16 protein-coding genes are annotated in these 20,595 nt (G+C 43.5%); 7 read left to right on the forward strand and 9 right to left on the reverse strand.

Features of this window, described 5'->3' with window-relative positions:
* The first annotated feature begins 255 nt into the window (after window positions 1–255).
* Together AYW75_RS06060 and AYW75_RS06065 are read left to right on the forward strand one after the other, a co-directional pair.
* Window positions 256–582 (forward strand): GIY-YIG nuclease family protein, encoded by a 327-nt coding sequence (locus AYW75_RS06060; protein WP_231886155.1) that lies wholly within the window; start codon window positions 256–258, stop codon window positions 580–582.
* On the forward strand, window positions 575–940 hold the full coding sequence (locus tag AYW75_RS06065; protein ID WP_067096890.1) for a VOC family protein: 366 nt from the start codon (window positions 575–577) through the stop codon (window positions 938–940). Before AYW75_RS06060 ends, AYW75_RS06065 begins: the two co-directional genes overlap by 8 nt.
* Here AYW75_RS06065 and AYW75_RS06070 read toward each other — a convergent pair whose 3' ends face one another.
* Genes AYW75_RS06070 through AYW75_RS06090 form a run of 5 tightly spaced genes read right to left on the reverse strand, consistent with a single transcriptional unit; the run spans window position 941 to window position 10,633 of the window.
* Window positions 941–1,915 (reverse strand): serine/threonine protein kinase, encoded by a 975-nt coding sequence (locus AYW75_RS06070; protein WP_067096894.1) that lies wholly within the window; start codon window positions 1,913–1,915, stop codon window positions 941–943.
* 20 nt (window positions 1,916–1,935) lie between these two features.
* Entirely contained in the window at window positions 1,936–3,207 is a 1,272-nt protein-coding gene (locus AYW75_RS06075) for a response regulator (protein ID WP_067096897.1), read from the reverse strand.
* 46 nt (window positions 3,208–3,253) lie between these two features.
* Window positions 3,254–5,287, reverse strand: a complete 2,034-nt coding sequence (glgX, locus tag AYW75_RS06080; RefSeq protein ID WP_067096900.1) for a glycogen debranching protein GlgX — start codon at window positions 5,285–5,287, stop codon at window positions 3,254–3,256.
* Between the two features lie 17 nt (window positions 5,288–5,304).
* Window positions 5,305–7,476, reverse strand: coding sequence for a 1,4-alpha-glucan branching protein GlgB (glgB, locus tag AYW75_RS06085; protein ID WP_067096903.1), 2,172 nt, complete (start codon window positions 7,474–7,476; stop codon window positions 5,305–5,307).
* A gap of 19 nt (window positions 7,477–7,495) precedes the next feature.
* Window positions 7,496–10,633, reverse strand: a complete 3,138-nt coding sequence (locus AYW75_RS06090; RefSeq protein ID WP_067096906.1) for a glycoside hydrolase family 15 protein — start codon at window positions 10,631–10,633, stop codon at window positions 7,496–7,498.
* Between the two features lie 253 nt (window positions 10,634–10,886).
* On the opposite strand from AYW75_RS06090, the gene AYW75_RS06095 reads away from it, so the two are divergent.
* Together AYW75_RS06095 and AYW75_RS06100 are read left to right on the forward strand one after the other, a co-directional pair.
* Window positions 10,887–11,321 carry a YqaA family protein gene (locus AYW75_RS06095; RefSeq protein ID WP_067096910.1) on the forward strand — a complete coding sequence of 145 codons (435 nt, stop codon included), beginning with the start codon at window positions 10,887–10,889 and terminating at the stop codon, window positions 11,319–11,321.
* Between the two features lie 25 nt (window positions 11,322–11,346).
* Window positions 11,347–12,066, forward strand: coding sequence for an SPOR domain-containing protein (locus AYW75_RS06100; protein ID WP_067096913.1), 720 nt, complete (start codon window positions 11,347–11,349; stop codon window positions 12,064–12,066).
* 24 nt (window positions 12,067–12,090) lie between these two features.
* Here AYW75_RS06100 and AYW75_RS06105 read toward each other — a convergent pair whose 3' ends face one another.
* Genes AYW75_RS06105 through AYW75_RS06120 form a run of 4 tightly spaced genes read right to left on the reverse strand, consistent with a single transcriptional unit; the run spans window position 12,091 to window position 16,996 of the window.
* On the reverse strand, window positions 12,091–15,063 hold the full coding sequence (locus tag AYW75_RS06105; protein ID WP_067096916.1) for a hypothetical protein: 2,973 nt from the start codon (window positions 15,061–15,063) through the stop codon (window positions 12,091–12,093).
* A gap of 5 nt (window positions 15,064–15,068) precedes the next feature.
* Window positions 15,069–15,917: a fimbrial biogenesis chaperone gene (locus tag AYW75_RS06110; RefSeq protein WP_067096919.1), complete on the reverse strand. Its 849-nt coding sequence runs from the start codon at window positions 15,915–15,917 to the stop codon at window positions 15,069–15,071.
* A gap of 7 nt (window positions 15,918–15,924) precedes the next feature.
* Window positions 15,925–16,356: a DUF4402 domain-containing protein gene (locus AYW75_RS06115; RefSeq protein WP_067096922.1), complete on the reverse strand. Its 432-nt coding sequence runs from the start codon at window positions 16,354–16,356 to the stop codon at window positions 15,925–15,927.
* Between the two features lie 52 nt (window positions 16,357–16,408).
* Window positions 16,409–16,996: a DUF4402 domain-containing protein gene (locus tag AYW75_RS06120; RefSeq protein WP_067096924.1), complete on the reverse strand. Its 588-nt coding sequence runs from the start codon at window positions 16,994–16,996 to the stop codon at window positions 16,409–16,411.
* Window positions 16,997–17,120: 124 nt separating this feature from the next.
* Between AYW75_RS06120 and AYW75_RS06125 the strand changes: the two genes are divergently transcribed.
* The 3 genes from AYW75_RS06125 (at window position 17,121) to acs (ending at window position 20,578) form a co-directional block, all read left to right on the forward strand.
* Window positions 17,121–17,741, forward strand: a complete 621-nt coding sequence (locus AYW75_RS06125; RefSeq protein WP_067096927.1) for an HAD family hydrolase — start codon at window positions 17,121–17,123, stop codon at window positions 17,739–17,741.
* A gap of 36 nt (window positions 17,742–17,777) precedes the next feature.
* Window positions 17,778–18,521 (forward strand): class I SAM-dependent methyltransferase, encoded by a 744-nt coding sequence (locus AYW75_RS06130; RefSeq protein WP_067096930.1) that lies wholly within the window; start codon window positions 17,778–17,780, stop codon window positions 18,519–18,521.
* A gap of 98 nt (window positions 18,522–18,619) precedes the next feature.
* Complete coding sequence (gene acs / locus AYW75_RS06135) at window positions 18,620–20,578, forward strand: acetate--CoA ligase (RefSeq protein ID WP_067096933.1); 1,959 nt, start codon at window positions 18,620–18,622, stop codon at window positions 20,576–20,578.
* The last annotated feature ends 17 nt before the right edge of the window (window positions 20,579–20,595 follow it).

Here is a 20,595-nt window from a genome sequence, read left to right on the forward strand (position 1 = left end):
AAACACTGGATTAGGCTTCCGTACTATTTAGGTAGATTCAACAGGAATATGAAGGATGACCTTCACAAAGACTAGACACTTTTCATAGATTTACATAACGCAACTTAGCAGTGTAAACAGCTCTGTAATGAATAGACATGCTTTCTGACTATTAGTTTAATAACCATGATTTAAGTGCCTTTCGGCATAGCAAATATTTTTATCAACTTGGTGTGCGAGTACACTTTTAAAATGAGTTTACCTTGGTATATTTACATGATTAAAACGTGTCAGAACACCTTGTATACGGGTGTCACGACCGATGTTGAGCGCCGCTTTAAAGAACATCAAGCTGGCGGAAGTAAAGGTGCACGATTTTTAAAAGGCAAAGCGCCTTTAACATTAGTTTGGTATGAGCAGGTTTGTCATAAGCAATTGGCTATGCAACTCGAATACAGAGTGAAACGCTTATCTCGTACGACCAAAGATAAGTTAGTCGTAGGCGGTACCAGTATCACGTGCATATTCCCTGAATTATTTGCTCAAGCGGATGTCGATAAGAGTGATAGAGCGTCAGAAATGGAAGGTAATATAAATGATTAGACGTTTTGATTCAGTCGTGCTCACCGTCGCGGATATTGATCAATCCTTGGCCTTTTATCAAACCGTGCTGGGGTTGAAGTTATTGTCCGGTGAGCAGGGACGTGGCGTGTTATTAGGTGAAGAGAAGCTAGTATTTCAAAGCATTGGGCAAGAAATGCGTCATCATGCACTAGAAGGTGCTGCACATTTCTCTTTGTTAAGCGATTTAACTGCTGAACAACTTATTTTGCATTTTGAAGAGCTCGACATCGAGCTGTTAGAAGGGCCAATTGATCGTGGTAGCTTCGTATTATTCACGTTCAATGACCCAGATAACAACCTGATACACATTTTCAGCTCGGAAGCAGAGAGTAATTAATTAGCGCCATTTTCCCCAATGAGCCACAATATCATTTAGGTCATGCAAATGTTGACGCCAAAAGTCTTCGCCAATGAAGTGAGGGAAAATGGCAGGAAAAGCGGGGTCATTCCAGCGTTCAGCAATCCACGCCGTATAACTAATATGGCGCTCGGCCATCATGACATCAATTAAATCCAGCTCTTGAGCATCAAATGAGCAAAAACTTTCGTAGCCTTCTATAAGTTCGCTCAGTTGTGTTTGCTTTGCTGAGGGATCAGTAATGTGCAACCATAAATCTTGCACTGCATAACCCATTTTGCAGTCATCAAAATCGACCAAGGTTAAGCGGCCTTGATCATTGATTATGTTGCTGCGGTGGCAGTCCCCATGAATAAATCGAATACGGGCCGTTGAGTGCATTTTTAACATTGTTTCCATTTTTTTGCCCAGAGATACGACAACTTTCTCATATCCATCACGCATCGATTTCGGTACAAAAGGGCATGCTTCGACTTTCTTCTTAGCTTGCTTAACGCGCTCTAAGGAATCGATGAAAGGCTTTGCATCGGTTGTCCAGTCAGCCGACGCCGCGTGCATTGAGCCAATCAACTCACCGATTTGAAATAACTGGTCTAAATCCCCTGCTTCAGGTGAGTCACCTATGATCTTGGGTGTTAGCGAAAAGTAAAAACCGTTATGTTCAAACAGGCTTTCGTTATCAAGAGTGATGGGCGCAGCGACCGCAATGTCCTTTTCTTCGAGTGCGTGTAAGGCGTCGTGCTCGACTTGGATTTGCGCTTTAGACCAACGTTGTGGCCGATAGAATTTAGCGATTAGAGGAGTAGAGTCTTCAATGCCGACTTGATAAACGCGGTTTTCATAGCTGTTTAAAGGGTACAAACGGTAATCACAGTAAAGTCCTTTTGACTCTACTGCATCCATAATGGTGTCGGGCGTTAATGCACTGTAAGGGTGGTCGCTGGAAGTGGCCATGTTACTCATTCAAAAAGGGGTTAAAGTAGGCCGAGACGTTTTTTAAGCGAGTATTCTTGACCTTCAGATAGGGGAGATGCTTTACCTTCGGCAATTAGACGATTCCAATTGTGCCAAGTTTTTATGGCTTCGCCCATATGATTACGTGTTACGTACTGCTGTACTTCGATGCGAAATGAGTTGGTGACAGATACAGGGCTAGATTTGCCGATGATACGTAAGCGCGTTAATGAGCGTTTAAACTTGTCATTGAGTGCTTTACCTTCTTCGCCGGAATTTATTAAATTGGTAATGGCTTGGAGGTGATCGTAATACATGTCAACTGTTTCATTAATCGTTTCGCGATTCAGCCTGATGACTCGGCCATAGGCTTGTTCCGCTGAAGACCAGTCGTTTAATTTTGCACTGATATCACCCATACGTTTGCTTCGTTCTGAGGAGCGAGGGGATACTTCAAGAACACTTCGTAAGACTGCTTGTGCTTGTTCTAGGTCTGTTAGTTGTTCGTGAGCATCCGCTAATAAGTCATAAGCTGATAAAAAATGTTTACTCAAAGTAATGGTGGTTTCAAGGTTGTTGACTGCACCAGCATGCTGTCCCATTACCATTTCACATTGAGCAATACCATAATAGGCCCAAGCTAGATTTTTATGCTTTTGTGTGATTAGCATATAGTGGGTTTTGGCTTGCTTATACTCGCCTTTTGCAAATAATGCTTCACCAATGGATTTTAAACACAAACTGGCATAAGGCACATGTTTGTCCATGATGTATTTAGCTTCTGCAATGACTTGGTCCCAGTCTTCGTTAAGACGAGCTTGGTTTAAATTATGAAAAGATTTTTTTTGTTGAATGACGCGCCCTAATCGACGCATAAAAGATTCGGGAGGGAAGGGCTTAACTAAGTAGCTATCCGGTTGGTATTCTAAGGCGCTGACAACAGCTTCATAAGCCGTATCGGCAGTAATCATCATAAAAATGGTGGAATGATCTAGAGCATAAGTTTTGCGTGTGATTTCTAAAAGCTGTTGACCATCGACACTGCCACCTAAATTATAATCTGATAGAACAATGTCGTAGCGACCTTCTAAAATACGCTTAAGGGCCGCTTGACCTGAAGGCTCAATTTCAATCTTACTGTAGCCAAGACTGGTCATAAGTGACTTCAGCATTATGCGCATTTCACCAATGTCTTCAACAATCAGCACTCGCTTGTTTGTAACAGAAGAGTTGGCTAACCCTTCCTTGGCTTGGTTAAGATTTTTAAAATCTGGAACGCTTACTTCTGCCACGTATTGCCTCTCTAATATGGCTCGGTCTAAATCAGAAAAACTTATTCTACGAAGAAGTAAGTTCTACTAATAATACTGAGCGTTTAGTAAGTTCGAGCTCATTCCTTTGAGCTTTAAAGTTGCTATTAGTACAAAATAGCATGCTTTTTATCTCATAACCATCTGGTGTACGGACCTTGAAAGGCTGATCCTCTCGATAAAATACCAACCAAAGTTTGGTTTTACTAGATGACTCGGTCATTTGAACCGATAGGTAATCTCGTTCAGGATGTTGCCAGTCATCGAGGTTCATAGGTTGTCCTAATTCATTAAACCAGCTTATGTCATCAGCGGTTTTATGTCGGTATAAAGGATCGTCTGGAAGCAAAGCTTCAGCTAGAACTGGGTATTGTTGTCTTAACGATAATGCTTTGGAAACAAGGCTGCTTAGCGCTTGTCGCTCGTCGCTATTGTGCCAGCCTAACCAAGTGATTTCGTTATCTTGGCAATAGGCATTGTTATTGCCTTTTTGTGAATGTGACAACTCATCGCCACCTAATATATGAGGTGTGCCTTGGCTAAACAGCAGTGTAGCCATAAAGCATTGTTGCTGAGTAAGACGTGCTTCTCTGATGCGTACATCATTCGTCTCACCCTCTTCACCAAAGTTCTGACTGATGTTATCGGTGTGTCCGTCACGGTTGTTTTCTCGGTTGTCTAAGTTGTGACGGCGATGGTATGACACAAGGTCGCGTAACGTGTAGCCATCGTGATAGGTAATGTAATTAACTGAATGCAGCGCGCATTTGTGGCCCTTGTGGAACAGGTCCCTAGAACCCATTAAGCGGGTTGCAAATTCTTGTATTGTATTGGCATCACCGCGCCAAAAGCGTCGGATGGTATCGCGGTATTTGTCGTTACATTCAATAAAACCACGTGGAAAATGTCCCACTTGATAGCCGTTTGGTCCAATGTCCCATGGTTCCATTACTAAAGTTGTTTCACTGAGAATGGGATCTTGTAAGATGGCTTGCAATAATGGGGCATTAGGTGAAAAGTCATGATGCTCGCGGCCTAAGTCGACACCTAAGTCAAAGCGGAAACCGTCCACCCCCATGGTTTCTACCCAATAGCGCATACTGTCACATACTAGCCTAACGGTGGCTGGGTGGTAAGTGTCAACGCAGTTGCCACAGCCAGTAAAGTTTAGATACTGACCTTGGGAGTGGCGGTAGTAATTGCTGTTATCGAGCCCTCGGTAACAGGTTGTCCCATGCGTCAACTCGCTTTCAGCTGTATGGTTATAGACCACATCTAGGATGACTTCAAAACCCGCCTTATGAAAGGTTGCCACCATCGTTTTAAATTCTTCCACTGCGTCAGATATGGCATAACGATCATCAGGAGTGAAGAAGTTAATTGGGTTATAACCCCAATAATTAGACAGACCTTTGTCTTGTAAATGGATCTCGTCAGCAAAGGCGAAGCATGGCATTAGCTGAATGGTTGAGATGCCCAATGAGGTCAAGTGATTAATGGCTGACTCACTGCAGGCGCCAAGGTAAGTGCCTTGAAGAGATGCGTCAATATCGAGCTGTTGACTGAACCCTTTAATGTGCATCTCGTAAAGACTTCTTGCTGAGGCTTTTGGTTTCGCTGCGAGCGAATGCTTGCTCGGGCTAGGGGTTGTGACAATGGCTTTTGGGACACAAGCGCCAGAGTCACAAGTGTCCAATTGACCATTAGGTGTTAGCGTGATTTGTTCATCATGAAAGACCAAACGATTGCTTAAACGCTTTGCATAAGGATCAATGAGTAGCTTGCTTGGATTGAATAGATGCATCGCTTCTAGGTCAAATGGGCCCTCAGCACGGAGCCCATAATGCTGTCCTTCATGAGCCTCGAGGACTTCCATATGCCAGATACCGCGTTGCTTATGAGTAAAAGGCAGTCTAGAAAGTTCATCGCCTGCTTCATTATAGAGACAGAGATAGAGTTGCTCTGCATGCTCTGAAAAGACAGCAAAGTTGACTCCTCCTGACGTTACTGTGGCCCCTAGAGGTAAAGGGAATCCTTCTTGCGTGTGCCAGTTGCGAGTCATACTTTGTTCCTTATACGTTATTTAGCGTGCCATTTGAATGCAATGGTGCTTAACGGTGGTAATTTCACTTGGATGCTTTGCTCTTTGCCGTGACTGGCTTGATCCGTCGTTTTATACGACGTTTCGACAGGGTAGCCGCTGCCAGAATAACGCTTTTCATCTGAGTTAAAGATCAATTCATAGCGACCTGCTTGTGGCGTGCCGATGCGGTAGTTTCCGTGCGGGGTCGGAGTAAAATTAACTAGTACCAATATGTGTTCAGCCGACTCTTTTTCTCGACGCACAAAGGCCAGTGTTGAATTAGTGCTGTCATCTAAACTGATCCACTCAAACCCTGAAGGTAAATGATCAAGCTGAAGTGAAGCTTCTGTTTGATATAGGTGATTCAAAGCCTTAGTGACTTGTTGTTGACCTTGGTGATAATCCACATCCAACAAGTGCCAGTCCAAAGATCGCTCATGGCTCCATTCTTGGCCTTGTGCAAGTTCATTGCCCATGAAGTTTAGCTTTTTGCCTGGATGGAAATACATATAACTTGTAAACGCACGCAGATTAGCGAATTTTTGCCATGCATCCCCTGGCATTTTGGTAATCATGGAGCCTTTTCCGTGTACCACTTCATCGTGAGATAGTGGCAAGATAAATTGCTCATCGTACGCGTAAACCATCGAGAAGGTTAAATCCCCTTGATGATGTTGGCGATAGATTGGATCTTTGCTGATATAGCTAAGAGAATCGTTCATCCAGCCCATGTTCCACTTAAAGCCAAATCCTAAGCCATCCATGTAGGTAGGTTTAGATACGCCGGGAAACGCCGTTGATTCTTCCGCCGCGGTAAAACAGCGTGGGTGGTTTAAATAGATGGTTTCGTTAAGTCTACGCAGGAAGTCAATGGCTTCATAGTTATGGTTGCCGCCATCGACATTAGGGATCCACTCGCCTTCTTCGCGCGAATAATTTAGGTAGAGCATTGAGGCAACGGCATCAACACGTAAGCCGTCAATGTGAAATTCATCTAACCAGTAGTTAGCGTTACTGATCAAATAATCGACCACATGATCTTTGCCAAAATCATAAATTAATGAATTCCACTCTGTATGCCAGCCTTTTTTTGGATCAGGGTACTCGTATTGTTTACTGCCATCAAAGCTGGCTAAGCCATGGCTGTCAGTAGGGAAGTGGGCTGGTACCCAATCCATAATGACGCCGATGCCTGCTTGGTGGAAAGCGTCTACCAACTCTCGGAATTCATCGGCTGTGCCATAGCGTGACGTGGGGGCGAATAAGCCAATAGGCTGATAACCCCAAGACCCATCAAATGGAAACTCCATCACCGGTAATAGTTCAACATGGGTATAGCCCATATCGACAATATAGGGTACCAGCTGTTCTTTGAGTTCAAGATAACTTAATGAATAGCCGTCCGCTTTTTTACGCCATGAGCCCAAATGCACTTCATAAATGCTCATAGGCTGTTCATAAATATCGACAATGGGGCGTTCTGTCCAATCTTTGTCCTTCCAGCTGTAACTGTTTTGCGCACAGACAACACTGGCAAAAGAAGGGTATTGTTCGATGGTTTTGGCAAACGGATCGGTACGGTGTGGCAGGATATCGTCATTGGCGGCGCGAATTTCATATTTGTAGCGCGCGCCTTCTACTACATCAGGTATGAATAAACGCCAGACGCCATCGCCATTACTCGACATTGGGTGTAGACGGCCATCCCAGCTGTTAAAATCGCCAACTACAGACACCGAGCGTGCGGCGGGTGCGTAGACAGCAAAACGTGTACCGCGAATCGCTAATTTTTTATTAACCATTGCTGAGCGAATGATTGCCCCTTCTTTGTGATACAGGGTCGCACTGTGATTCTCAGGGTCAGAGAAAGTGGCTTCTGGGAATTGGTACGGATCAACAATAGTAAATTGACCGTCGCCGTAATACACCCTCAGTCGATAGTGTGTTTTCGTATTTTCTTTCGGCCAGTCAAATAGGAATAGTCCAGCGCTTTGACCCGTTTTCATAGTACCAATGACTTTGTCAGAATCAATTTCTAGCACCTCGACTTTTGTCGCATCAGGGCGCCATGCCGTTAGTGTTAGTCCTTTGTCTTGGTTCGGTTTTAAACCAAGACATTTAAAGGGGTCGGAACAGCGAGCGTTGATGACGTCGTTCAGAAGATCCATTTACTTCTCCAACCTATTATTACAAATTTTTAGATGTGTGGCGTTGCTGGCTATGTAGCTTTGAAACAGCCCAGCCCAAATAGTGATTTACCCTGTTTGGTGTTAATTGAGCAAACTCGTCTAAAGCCATGTCAAAATTATCCACTTCAGGATGGTCATTCTTATACTGTTTTACATGATCCATCGCGGCTTTGGAAACTAAAACCGGTAAATTCACTTCTTCAATGAACTCGCCGTTGGGGTGTTTTTCACAGAATTGGATAAATGCATATAGACCTTCAAAAATCAGGCTTTTATACCAGCTTGGAGCAATGTCTGAGGTAAGTGACTCGATTAGTAATGCAAACGTGTCTTCGCCAGGTGTCATGGAGTTCAGAGTTCTTTTACTGTCAAGAATCGTGTTACTTTGCAAATCGCCAAATACGATACGATCTGTTTGATTCAAGCTATCCCATAATTGTAACAACATAGCTTCTGGGAGTTTGGTTATCAGGCCTTGACCTGTTCGCCATTCAAACCAGTCAATATCTTTGGCTTTGATGTCTGTCGAATCTAAACGTTGATAGCCCACGCTGGCAACAACGTGAGTAAACTCTTTGTGCTTTTCTATAAGTACTTGTTTTAAGGTGCTGTAAAGCGTCATAGGTGATTGATGTGCCAAGATGTCGATAACATCCGTTTGCTCATTTACTTCAAAATCCGCTATTTCATCCGCGCACAGCAAACTAAGATTGTGTAGGCGTATCGTTCTAACCCCCGAAAAATACTCTGGGTGTATTTTCATAAGTGTGCCAGTGATGGCCAGTAATTCATGGTAAACCACTTGCGCAAGCAACGAATCAGAGCTCTCAACGAATGCCTTAAAAACTTCATTTTGGTGTAAAGGCGTTGATATACTGATTTGCTGTTCGGCTTTTGAACCTATGATAAGAACACGTTGACGTACAGTGATCTCTGAAGCGTGAGTGGCCATATCTGTTGTCGGTTTTAGCATGAGCGAGTAAAGTTGGCGAGCGCAAAACCAATTGCGATGGACTAAAGCATTGGTGTAAACCGAATCTAAAATACTGCGAATACTAATACGTCGATCGTTTTCTTCGATGACCTGCTCATGTAAAGCGTCGCGCAATCCAAGTTGTAATAAAACCTCTGTGGCACCTTCAAGGCTTGGTGTATCTCGTAGGTGCTGGATAAGACTGCTTACACTCCAGCTTCGGTAGTCATGGACCTCATTCTCTGAGCTTGAAGAAAGAGGCCATGGCGATTCATACATCGGCAGCTTGGTACCTAATTCATGGCCATAAGGTACGTCAAAGTTCATAATACGACGACTGCCCGATTTAAAAGCGTTTTTAGCCGACTGAGGTAAGATACGAAATTCGTTTAATTCGCGATTCTGTAGACCACGGATAAACTCAAACAGCTTTTCTGAACCACCCATTTCAGCGACAGCTTCATCAATCAATACTGCAAACACGGCATTGGCAGGGTAATACCAATATTCGGAGATGCTCGCTAATTCATTTCGAATATGTTCTTCAAACAGTGCCGGATCGGTTTTTCGGTAATCTCGGTCTTCATTTTGGAACCAAGAAAGGCACAAACATCGTTGGTTATTAATGACAAATGGCTGAGCAATTGCCAAGCTTCCTAATGCACGGTTTGGACGACCGCTTAATCCTAGTGACTTTGAAGCACCAACATTTTGATACAGCTCAATTAACTGCTCTGAACTGATGGCCTGAATAGGGGCGATTTCATCGACGGTCTGGCACAGGCAACCCGCGTCCAAAAGTTGTTGTTTGATTTTATCGTTTTTGGCGAGCACGACCATGGAAATATTAACGTTACGACGAGTATGTTGCTTGCGGTGAAGTCCTAATGGGTCTAGATCTTCTGTCGTAATTAATTCGTCATCCAGCATGCGACCGACCAGATACAAGCTCTGAGCCCAAACCAACGGTATATTGTCATTAGGAACACGGGGCTGGGAGCCTGGGTTAGCTTTTTCTGCCAGTATGTGTTCTTCAGGAACGTAATACAGTTCAGGCAAAAGGCGCTCACCATCTTTTTCTACCATGAGACTTTCTAATCGGTAACGGTAATAGTTAGCGCTTTCCCAGTCTCGTGCAAAAAGGCGGTCAATATAGAGATAAGTGAAGAACAAAGGCCATTCAGATTCAATGTGTTCAAAGTTAATCAGTTCATCGTACTCATAATAAATACGGTTATGATCTTCAATAACTGTTTGGTGTCCATCTAGTAAGAAGCGCTTGCAGCCGTAATTACCACCTAGCTTATCGATGATTTCTTGGCGGGTTTTACGCTTAAGTTTTTCGTCATTGACCGCAAAAGCAGGGAAGCCAAGGATGCTGAGTAATGCCCCATCTACTTCTTTAGAGCGTGACTCTTTAGGGAGCAGTGACTCTAATACTGATCCAGCTCGCGATACAGCATCGGCAAAAGAATGAACAACCGCCCATTCTGGACCCTCATCACCAAATAGGTTTAAACCATCCAGCCCTTCAAGAGCCGCTTTTGCCATGCCTACAGAGCTGGCATTAATCTCGGCCTTGCCGTTATTAACCTTATTGCCTCGCTCCCATATACCGAAATCGGGCGTGCGATAAGTTCTAGAAATGTAGTAGATCAAATTCTGTATGAAATTAAATTCATCCCGGGAGTAAATCAGGCTGCTACCTGACTTAGTCATTTGTGCCAGAGTCAGTAAATATAGGCTCGTGGCATCGATTTGTAAGTGCCCCCATGCATCATCAGCGACAACTTCTAAACCAGTTTTAGTATCGTACTTTGCGTGTAATGAGTCTTTTGGGTCGAGCGTATCTTTGAATACTTCTACCTTATGAGATTGACGCATCATAGCAAACAGCAAACCGCGCATCATTTTGATGCACGCATACTCCAGTTCATGAGCTCTGTTATCTGGGTTGGACGCTCGTTTATACGCTAACGATAACGCCCAGACAGCTTGAATAGAGTAGACGTTGTCGCGTACCCATGCGTCAGTGTAATCACCATGATTATTAATGCTGGTGCTAGCGGGAAACAGTCCTGTCACGGGGTGTTGGCGTGACAAAATAACTTTATCAATGTGTTGGTAGAGGGAGTCGAGCTCAGATGCAATATCAATCGACATATAAAAAGATCCCTTTCAAAGAGTGTGCGTGTGTTGGGCTATGCAAATTTAAGGCCTTAACCGGTAAAACCTAAATACAGATACGAACTTTTAGTATTCTGTCGTAAGAATATGAAGATTTAATGTGTGCTGAATTCATTAGTACCATGTTTCGTAGCATAATGACGATATCTTGCTACGTTTCTTGTTGTGGCGATGAGTATGACAGCTTTAACGTAAGGATAATCCAATTACTGCGATTTTCACTGATATTGTGCCAGAACTTCTCAGCTTGTTTTCTGTGTCGTTTCTGGCTGCAACCTTATTGCCTCTTGGTTCAGAATTATTGCTGCTGGTCGTAGTTGATCAGCATCCAGATTTTATTTGGCATGCGTGGTGTTCTGCGACGTTGGGTAATACCTTGGGCGGAATGACGAACTGGTGGCTGGGCTCCTATTTGCTTCATTTTCAAGATCGGCGTTGGTTTCCTGTTTCAGCGTCACGTTTGGCGCAAGTTCAAAAAATATTTCAACGATATGGACAGCCAATTTTGCTGTTAAGCTGGATGCCGCTAATAGGTGATGGCTTATGCCTGGCTGCTGGCGTCGCTAAATTACATTGGTTTAAAAGTCTTATTTGGATCGCTGTTGGAAAAAGCATACGTTATGGCGCACTTATTTGGGGGACAAACGTCCTAGTGTTATCGTAAGATGTCTGGAGTGATGGAGGGAATTATGAGACTGAAGTTATTGGTGATAGGCACAGGGGCCATTTGGTTGGCAGGGTGTACACTTACACCTGAAAAAAACGGCACTATGTCAAATACAGAGTTACAGGAAGCGCTTCAGAAACAACAGCAAGAGTGGCAAGACATGAAGCCTCAGCTGCAGCGAGTGCTTGCTTTGGAATCAGATTTGAAACTGTTGGTGGAAACCTTAGATACTGTTCCTGAATCCAGTGAAAGTTTAACCCAAGAACTAGCGCCGAAGGCAGAAGCTGCTCAAAAAGCGAGTCAAGCTCCCGTGATGCCTTCCGCCGCATTAGCGGATATTAATGCGCCTAAAGAAGAGGATACGGTAAAAGGTTCTACTTCCAATCGCAATGAGAAACCGTTTCGTCAAGCTCCACCTAGTAATGCCGTGACAGCGGAGTTCTACGATGGCTCTGAGAGTAAATCAGATGTGCCATACTATGGCGTACAGCTAGCGGCTTACGTATCTGAGAAGCAAGCTATTCAAGGTTGGCGTTCCATTACGCAAAAATATGCTGAAGAATTTGCTGATACAGCTCCCTTGATTAATAAACACACAATCAAAGGTAAGACTTACCATCAGCTCATTGTTGGACCATTTCTTAAGAAAGCTTACAGTGTCGACTTTTGCAATATGTTGAAGCAGATGCAGCAGGAATGTTTGGTTACACGTTATAAAGGTGAGCCGTTCTTGTCTTTGTAAAATGGAAGTGACGCTAGCCAAAAGTTAGCGGCGAGTGATACTCGTGACGGCGCAGTTCACACCATTCTTAGTCAATAAAGTACATAATTTCTTGGCTTGATGATCGTCCGTTGAAAACCCTATATATAATTGAAAGCCGGCTTCTGTTTGGTTAAAGAAGTAACGATTCTGAGTGATTTCAGGCAAGCGTTTACTCAATATGCGCCAGTAACTACGCAAAGACTCAAGGCGGCTGAATGTTGCCAATAGTGAGCTGTAGCCCTTTATTTCAAATGACTTACGTAAAATTAGATTTTGCTCTTCCAATATGCCTGATTCATCTCCTAGAAGAGATATTTGAGTCCCTTGTTGGAAGTTGAAATTGCGTAGGTAAGCCGGATCAATCTCTAATGTGTAGGCTTTTGGTACGATCTCAGTGATTAAGAAGTAGCCATCAAATTCACTGGTGACTTCTTCAATAACAGCGCCAGAAGCGTCTTTTAGTAGCACAGGAACGCGGGCTTTGTTGGCTAAATTGCCGTTCTGTTGTAGCTCTTTGACATAGCCCTCAATCTCTACTGAAGGGACTACCGGAATGTCTAGCGTTTGAATTGAGCCTGGGCGTGGCGCAATAGAAACTCCTTGGTCTGCACGAATTAAATAGGGATCGTCCAGTTGGCTCAAATCGATATTGATATCGGTTTGTTGATAGCTTGGCAAGGCAGCTAGCACTGCCACCCCTTGAGAGTTGGTGGTGGCTTTTCGGTAACTTTGTAGGGTTTCCACCTCAACATTAGGGAGTGGCCGGTCGCCTAGATCAAAACGACCATTACGGTTGTTGTCTAAAAAGACCCGTGTTGACAGTGTACCTTGGGAAGAGATGGGCATTCGTGTGAAAAAAGCGCTGTTATTTTGTGTCAGGCCAATGCCAACGCGCCCTAGTAAAGAGGCTCGCCAACCAATTTGATCGTTGTAAGAGAAGGTGGAAGTCAGGCTGAACTCATTAGGCTGCCAGCTAGCCACCAGTGCTGTTTCGCTGGAATCATTCTCTAAATCATAAATCCATCTTACGCGGCCACTAGTGTTTTCGCTCATGTCTCCACTGATTTCAGTGAAAAACGACTGAATATCAAAATCTGGTGAAATGGTGTAATCGTTGCCAAAACGCCAAAAGAAATCGTTTAAATAGCGCTGGACTTGCCAGTCCCCGGTGGCTTCACCTTCATTACGATCTGTCCAAGATAAGCGATTAGAAAAGTAGCTGTTACCAATGCTAGTACCGAGCTGGTTTGTCAGCCGTAAGTATTCTTCGTCGTTGTCGGGCGTGATTTGCTCGATGGATTGTTGATAAAATAATTTTAAGCTTGGGATAGAGCCTGAGAGTCTAAGCTCTTGTGATTCAAAGGAATCGATGTCTCCGTCGTCTTCATTTGTGCGTTGGTTTTCTCTATGAATAAAACTGAATGATTGATCCCATAAGCTGGTGTCAACTTGATAGCGGCGCTCATAATCACCGTTATCTTGCTCCAGAGAATCAATAGATAATAATGCTTCACCAAACAGAGAAATTTCGCTGCCAAAGGATTGCTGGTCGTATTGTTCAAAGCCTTGTTCATGATGTATTTGCGAGCCAATGCTCAGTGACCACCAGTCCGTTACACCGTAATCAGCACGAATCATAGTGCTTAGGCCATTTTTGTTATTTTCATTCAGGGTGCTTTGATCGAACAAACGTTCACCCTCATCTACAAACGAAATATCGTAAACAAATTCACCAGCAGATTTGCCTGTTGAGCTGACATAGTAACTGCGATTTTCACGTTTAACTTGGCCCTGAGGGCCATAAAACACTAACTCTATATCGTTATAGCCAAACGCCAAGGGTAAATCTTGGAATTCATATTGGCCATCGGTGATATTAAACTGGCTTGTTAGTAGCAGTTGATTTCGATATACCTCCACATCCCAGCCCGCTTGAATATTTCCGATCAAGTTAATGCTATTACCGCCATTGTAGGAGAGTGGGGTGTTACTAAAACGAGCACCAAGGAAAGTATTGTTTTTCTGCAGTGGGTTGATTTGCGTACTTCTGATATCACCGAACTCAATTATTGTGGCATTAAGAAAGCCTAAGAGGTTAGCGTCATTAGAATAACGACTGCCAGATAAGCGTGCTGAGTTAATCTCGTTTTCATCGTTAATGGCGAAGTAATATTGCGTATTAAAATACGCTAAATCATTTGAACCTATTACTGAAATATTATGACTGGTATCGTTACTCTCATTGGCATTAACCGATGCCTGAATATCCAATAATGGCTTAGAGATTGGCTGATAATCATGTTTTAGTAGTGGTGCGCGGGCTTCGTTACGTATGCGATACGTATTTTTAGCGCGCTGCTCTCGGGCCAGTTTTTCTTCTATAGGAAGCGGGCGATTGCTCCGAGTTTTTAGGGTCAACGTACCGTAATCGGCATCAAAACTCACATCAAACCATTGCTCGTACAGACCGAGTTCAATATAAAAATCGTCTTCTAGATCAATCTTCTCAGCACTAATCATGGTCGAACGGCCATCTGTTGTGACGGTCCAAGTGCCATCTTCAAGATGGGAGAGCGTAAACGAATTGTTAGGGTTACGAATCCAACCTGATGCTGATTCGTCTTCGACGTCTGTTTCAATGGCAAAATCAAACGCCTGTGTCATATCAAACAGGCTCAGTTTAGCGCCATCCTCGGTTTTAAAACCGAACACTTGCCCTAAAACTAGTTTACCAAGCTCAACCCCAAGAATCAGTTCTTCACCCGCGGGGATGGTGCCGGATAAGTCCTCAGGGCGCATGACTTGCTCATTGCTGGTGGCCATCTGGGGTTCTGGGATGGCCTCAGTCAGACTCGGCAAAGTCGCTTTTCCGTCCTGTAAGGCTTTATATTTGACCTTTAAGCGCTCAAAGGCGTCGTTGGCATATAAAGGCTGCGCAACCAAAGTAGCGAGTATGACAAGGCAAAGACTGCGCATAGCACCTACTTAACGGAATTGATCATCTGTTGTGTAATGGTCAGAGTTTTTTGACTTAATAACAGACCTGTAAATTCACCTTGACCTTCATAGCGTACTTCTAGTCTACCTGGTTCAAGTTTAAAGTCTTGCCACGGAAATTGAGTCGTAGCATTTTTGATCTCAGGGTAAAAGTTATAGCCGTTTAAAAGACCCACTTGTCTGGTTTGTTCATTTACTGGTGTCCAATAGGCAATGAATCGACCATGAGTGCTGAATAAGTCATCGTGATATAGGTCGACTTTGATATTGGTGATACCAGTTTCTTTTTTGTGAACAAGAGAAATTTCAGTGATTTCTGGATTAACTAAAACGGAGCCAACACGGTATATGACGGGCATGGTGTAGCTCATTAACACATTTAAAGAAATTGAACTGCCGGCGTTTTTACTGGAGCTATTTTGATTCGAAGGCAGTGCTATAAATGATAAATGAGACCGATACTCACCAGATTGAAGGCCCCCTGGTTTTCTGACAAGGAGTTTAACTGTCTGACGTCCGCCTGGAGCAAGTGACACCTGCTTTGGGCTTATCCTTACGAATCGTTCAAGGCTTGAATATTGGCTTTTTTCTTTTTCTGTTAGCGCTCGATAGCCGCCTTGTTGCAGAGCGGCCATTTGCTTCCACTCTACTCTGTAGCTCCTAGCTTGTTTACCAGTATTGATCAAATTGACTTCAAAGGTCCTAGCTCCATCATCCAAAAAAACGCGAGTAGGAGAAATCATTAAGTCAGCATGAGTAAATGTGCTCAATACAAGTGTGATCAGTACTGCTATGGCTTTACTAAATAGAGCTGCTTTGGTGTATTTAGTCATAAGGTCTCTAGTAATTAACTGATATTTGATAGCTAGTTCTATATTGAGTATTCAAGTAGGAGTTTACGCCAGAGCCTGAGGTTTCTAATGTACCGCCTACAAAAAGCGTTGCTGAGCCTGAGTTATCAGTCGTCAGTACAGAAGGTACATCCACATCAGTTAATGTAAATTGATCAGCAGAATAAATATCGCTGTTACTTCTCGCTTGGATACTTCTTGCAGAAATAAAAACTTGTTGATTTGAAGGGTAATTCGTTAACAAAAATTCAGCAGTATTTGGTGGGGTGACTGCGTAAATTCCAGAGGAATATCCAACATTACCAGAATAGTTCAAAACGACCTTTTCTTGGGTGGTATTTTCAGTAATAACAATAGAGCCAAAGGATAAGGGCGATATCTCTATGATATCTCCCTTTATCTCCCCAAAAGCTAGTAGCATCACTGCACTGAATATACTTTTTGAATACCACATCTTAGTAGTAAAGATCGTACTAATAGTCTACTTGGACCGTATAGCTACCTGTATAGGTGCCGTCTAAATAATCGCTTGCCGGAGTTGAGGCATCGGTGGTCAGTGTTGCACCAACATCAAACCCTACAGCACCAGCCCCGTCAGTGATTAAGTTAGAAGCAGCATAAGCGTCACCGTCATTAGGACCACCTCTAACGATTGCATTAAAAGTACCTACAGTAAACCCAGCAGTTCCTCCTGGGGTTGTTAGGTTCACTGTACCCGCAGGTAATGTAAGCGTTAATGCTGTTGAAGGTGCTGCATTCGCAATAGTAAAAGACGCAGGAGTACCGCTCGTTATGACTACAATATTTGCTGAAGCAGGTGTGGCTGCGGTGACCGAACCAGCTGAACCATCTGCCGGTAATGTTAATGATGCAGTAGCTGCGGCTGCGGTATCAGCTGTCGCTCGAATTGTGCCGAAAGTCATCGCAGCACTTTCTGCTAGTGTGAAAGCATTATTTACGGTCACGGTCGCATTAGAATTAAGCGTCTCCACAGCTAGCGTATTGCCAGACATTATTGTAGCAACGCCGGCGATCAAATATATTTTCTTAAAAGATTTCATATTCGTTCCTTATAGGTAGGTATCCATATCCTTTAACGTCATTAAATGCTAAAACTTTAGAGAATTCAAAGGATAAAATGTAATGCAATTTTTTGGACAGTTATTAAATGTATAGGAATAAGTCATGATAAATGTGGCAGAGATAAAAGTGATCTTATTCGACCTTGGTAATGTCTTAGTTGATCTGGGAATAAAAGAAGACTTTGCTAAAGTATTTCAAATTAACACTGACAGTGAATCCCATCTCTGGGAGATGTGGCTTAAGTCGCCTTCGGTGAAAGCGTTTGACAGCGGTCAGATACCACTAAAATTATTTGTAGAGCGATTGTTAGAAGAGACTGGTAATAGCATTGACTCTAAAACCTTTACTGAGAACTTTATCAATTGGCCCAAAGGGTTGTTTAGTGGGGCTCTGGAGTTAGTTGAAAGAATTCCTGCGCAGTATCACCTAGCAGTGTTATCCAATACTAATGATGCCCATTGGGGGAAACTAATGGATGAAATGGGCTTGTCAGGTTTGTTTCACAGTTATTTTGCTTCTCATCAAACAGGATTGGTGAAGCCAGATTTAGATGCATTTGATCATGTTATTAATGAATTAGGCGTTGAGCCAAGTAAGATTCTGTTTTTAGATGACAACCAAATAAATGTAGATGTTGCCATAACAATGGGTATGCAAGCGGAGCAGGTCAAAGGTATCGTAGGTGCACAAGAAATCCTTTATAGATATGGTGTGATTAAGTAGATATTATTTCTCTGCACCAATTGATTTGGAAAATATATGCGTACATTTGATCCTTCTTCGGCGGCTAACTACTCACTAGTTAGGCCGACTTACCCGCCAGAGTTGTATTACTGGTTGAGTCATCAAGTCAAACAAACCGAGCGAGTTTGGGATTGTGCCTGCGGTACAGGTCAGGCTTCGATTGATCTTGCTGCGTATTTTCAACAGGTAGAAGCGACCGATATATCAGAAGCCCAAATTGCGAAAGCGACACCGCATCGCAAGGTAAACTATTCTGTACAACCTTCCGAAAAAACTAATTTTCCAGATCATTATTTTGATGCTGTCTGTGTTGCCCATGCTTTACATTGGTTTGATTTGAATACGTTTTGGCAAGAAGTAAAACGAGTGCTCAAACCTGGAGGCAAGTTATTTATCTGGGGTTACAATTGGATTCAATTTGGGGATGGTTTAGATCAAGCGATCAAAGAGCATTTGCTACCTATTTTACAGCCTTTCTGGCCTGAACAAACAGCGCTATTGCGCGGACAGTATCTTTCGGTTGATTTTCCGTTTACGCAAATCGAGTCACCTTCATTTGACTTAGAGTGCCATTGGACCATGACGCAAGCGTTTGCCTTTATGCGGTCATGGTCTGCATCGCAAATCATGGTCGAAAAATATGGAGACTTTCAAATTCAAGAAGCCGAAAAAGCGATTGAATACGTTTGGAAAGACCCGTTGGAAAAAGTACCTGCCAAGTTTCCTTTTTTTGTGTACGCGGGTTCATTCTCGGAGTAGTCGGTCATTGACTTAGACTAAAGTGGGATAGCCTGTCCGAGGCCAAGCTATATAGTAGTTTTCAGCATCCTTATTTAAAAATAACAATGGAGCGAGTCATGTCACAGTCATCTTATACGGAGCAGATGGATTACACCTACTCCAACGCAAATGTAAGCTCAGCTGAATTTGAACAGCATTACCAAGAGTCCGTTAGTGACCCAGAAACATTTTGGGGTAAAGAAGGGAAGCGCCTACATTGGTCTACGCCGTATACAAAAGTTAAAAACACCAGTTTCGAGCGTGGCAACGTTAGCATTAAGTGGTTTGAAGACGGTGAGCTCAACGCGGCGTACAACTGTATTGATCGCCACTTGCCAGAAAAAGCCGATAAAGTGGCTTTTTATGTTGAAGGCGACTTAGAAGGTAATGATAGCGTTGTTACTTATCAGGAGCTGTATGATGAGGTAGGGCGCCTTGCAAACCTTCTACGTAAGCAGGGGGTTGGAAAAGGAGATCGTGTGGCGATTTATATGCCGATGATTCCTCAGGCAGCCTATGCCATGCTTGCATGTGCTCGCATTGGTGCAATTCATAGTGTGATCTTTGGTGGTTTCTCTGCCTCTGCGATTGCTGACCGTCTCAACGACTGTAAGGTAAAAGTTGTGCTCACGGCGGACCAAGGTAAGCGCGCTGGTAACTTTGTTCCCCTTAAAAATAACGTGGATAAAGCCTTAGACAATAATGCTTGTCCGTCCGTTGAGAGCGTTATTGTCTACCGTTATACCAAAGCGGATGTAAATTGGGTTGAAGGTCGTGACTTAGATTGGGCGGAACTTGCGTCCCAAGAAAGCACTGACGCAGCACCAGAAGCAATGAATGCTGAAGATCCGTTGTTTATTTTGTACACATCCGGTTCTACTGGTAAACCTAAAGGTGTGGTGCACACAACAGGTGGCTACCTTGTATACGCGTCTCTTACACACGAATTAGTATTTGATATCAAACCTGATGATATTTACTGGTGTGCCGCTGATGTTGGATGGATCACTGGACACAGTTACATGGTTTACGGACCACTTGCTAACGGCGTCACCAGCGTATTATTTGAAGGTGTTCCGACGTATCCTGACTCTGGGCGTATTGGTCGAGTTGTTGATAAATTTAAAGTAACGCAACTCTATACAGCGCCAACAGCTATCCGTGCCTTGATGGCAAAAGGTGATGAACCTATGGCGACCAGCTCCCGTGATTCTTTACGAGTATTGGGCAGTGTTGGTGAACCAATTAATCCTGAAGCATGGGTTTGGTATCACAAAAACATCGGCAATGGTAAATGTCCGATTGTAGATACGTGGTGGCAAACCGAGACCGGTGGCCTGATGATGACGCCACGTGTGACGGAAAAAAATCCGAAACCAGGCTCTTGTACAGCGCCTCTGTATGGCGTTCAGCCTGCTTTGGTGGATGCTGAAGGTAATCTAATCACCGAAATGGGTAAAGACGTTGAAGGTGGTTTAGTTATTCTTGACTCATGGCCGGGTCAATCTCGAACGGTTTATGGCGATCATGAACGTTTTGAGCAGACTTACTTTAGTACGTTTGAAGGTAAATACTTTACCGGTGATGGCGCTCGACGTGATGCAGATGGCGCGTATTGGATCACGGGGCGCATGGACGATGTATTAAATGTATCGGGTCACCGTTTAGGTACGGCTGAGATCGAGAGTGCTTTGGTAGCGCACCCTTCTGTCGCGGAAGCTGCGGTTGTTGGTTATCCTCATGATCTGAAAGGACAAGGTATCTACGTCTACATTATCCCTAACTCGGGTATTGAGCCAGATGAAGAACTTACTAAATCTGTGAAGATGATGGTACGCCAAGAAGTAGGCCCAATTGCTACACCTGATTTAGTCCATTGGGCCACAACCGGTTTACCGAAAACACGCTCTGGCAAGATCATGCGTCGTATTCTGCGTAAGATTGCTGCCAACGAACATGATTCATTGGGTGACACAAGTACCTTGGCGGATCCTAGTGTGGTTGATGATTTGATTGATAACAGGTTAAATAAATAAACTACTCATCTTTGTTA

The organism is Marinomonas atlantica, from assembly GCF_001639725.1.
Classification (GTDB): Bacteria; Pseudomonadota; Gammaproteobacteria; order Pseudomonadales; family Marinomonadaceae; genus Marinomonas; species Marinomonas atlantica.

What these genes read in the sequence shown, in the direction of transcription:
- AYW75_RS06060 (WP_231886155.1), top strand. Translation starts at nt 256, where the DNA reads ATGATTAAAACGTGTCAGAACACCTTGTATACGGGTGTCACGACCGAT.
- AYW75_RS06065 (WP_067096890.1), top strand. Translation starts at nt 575, where the DNA reads ATGATTAGACGTTTTGATTCAGTCGTGCTCACCGTCGCGGATATTGAT.
- AYW75_RS06070 (WP_067096894.1), bottom strand. Translation starts at nt 1,915, where the DNA reads ATGGCCACTTCCAGCGACCACCCTTACAGTGCATTAACGCCCGACACC.
- glgX (WP_067096900.1), bottom strand. Translation starts at nt 5,287, where the DNA reads ATGACTCGCAACTGGCACACGCAAGAAGGATTCCCTTTACCTCTAGGG.
- glgB (WP_067096903.1), bottom strand. Translation starts at nt 7,476, where the DNA reads ATGGATCTTCTGAACGACGTCATCAACGCTCGCTGTTCCGACCCCTTT.
- AYW75_RS06090 (WP_067096906.1), bottom strand. Translation starts at nt 10,633, where the DNA reads ATGTCGATTGATATTGCATCTGAGCTCGACTCCCTCTACCAACACATT.
- AYW75_RS06100 (WP_067096913.1), top strand. Translation starts at nt 11,347, where the DNA reads ATGAGACTGAAGTTATTGGTGATAGGCACAGGGGCCATTTGGTTGGCA.
- AYW75_RS06105 (WP_067096916.1), bottom strand. Translation starts at nt 15,063, where the DNA reads ATGCGCAGTCTTTGCCTTGTCATACTCGCTACTTTGGTTGCGCAGCCT.
- AYW75_RS06110 (WP_067096919.1), bottom strand. Translation starts at nt 15,917, where the DNA reads ATGACTAAATACACCAAAGCAGCTCTATTTAGTAAAGCCATAGCAGTA.
- AYW75_RS06115 (WP_067096922.1), bottom strand. Translation starts at nt 16,356, where the DNA reads ATGCTACTAGCTTTTGGGGAGATAAAGGGAGATATCATAGAGATATCG.
- AYW75_RS06120 (WP_067096924.1), bottom strand. Translation starts at nt 16,996, where the DNA reads ATGAAATCTTTTAAGAAAATATATTTGATCGCCGGCGTTGCTACAATA.
- AYW75_RS06125 (WP_067096927.1), top strand. Translation starts at nt 17,121, where the DNA reads ATGATAAATGTGGCAGAGATAAAAGTGATCTTATTCGACCTTGGTAAT.
- AYW75_RS06130 (WP_067096930.1), top strand. Translation starts at nt 17,778, where the DNA reads ATGCGTACATTTGATCCTTCTTCGGCGGCTAACTACTCACTAGTTAGG.
- acs (WP_067096933.1), top strand. Translation starts at nt 18,620, where the DNA reads ATGTCACAGTCATCTTATACGGAGCAGATGGATTACACCTACTCCAAC.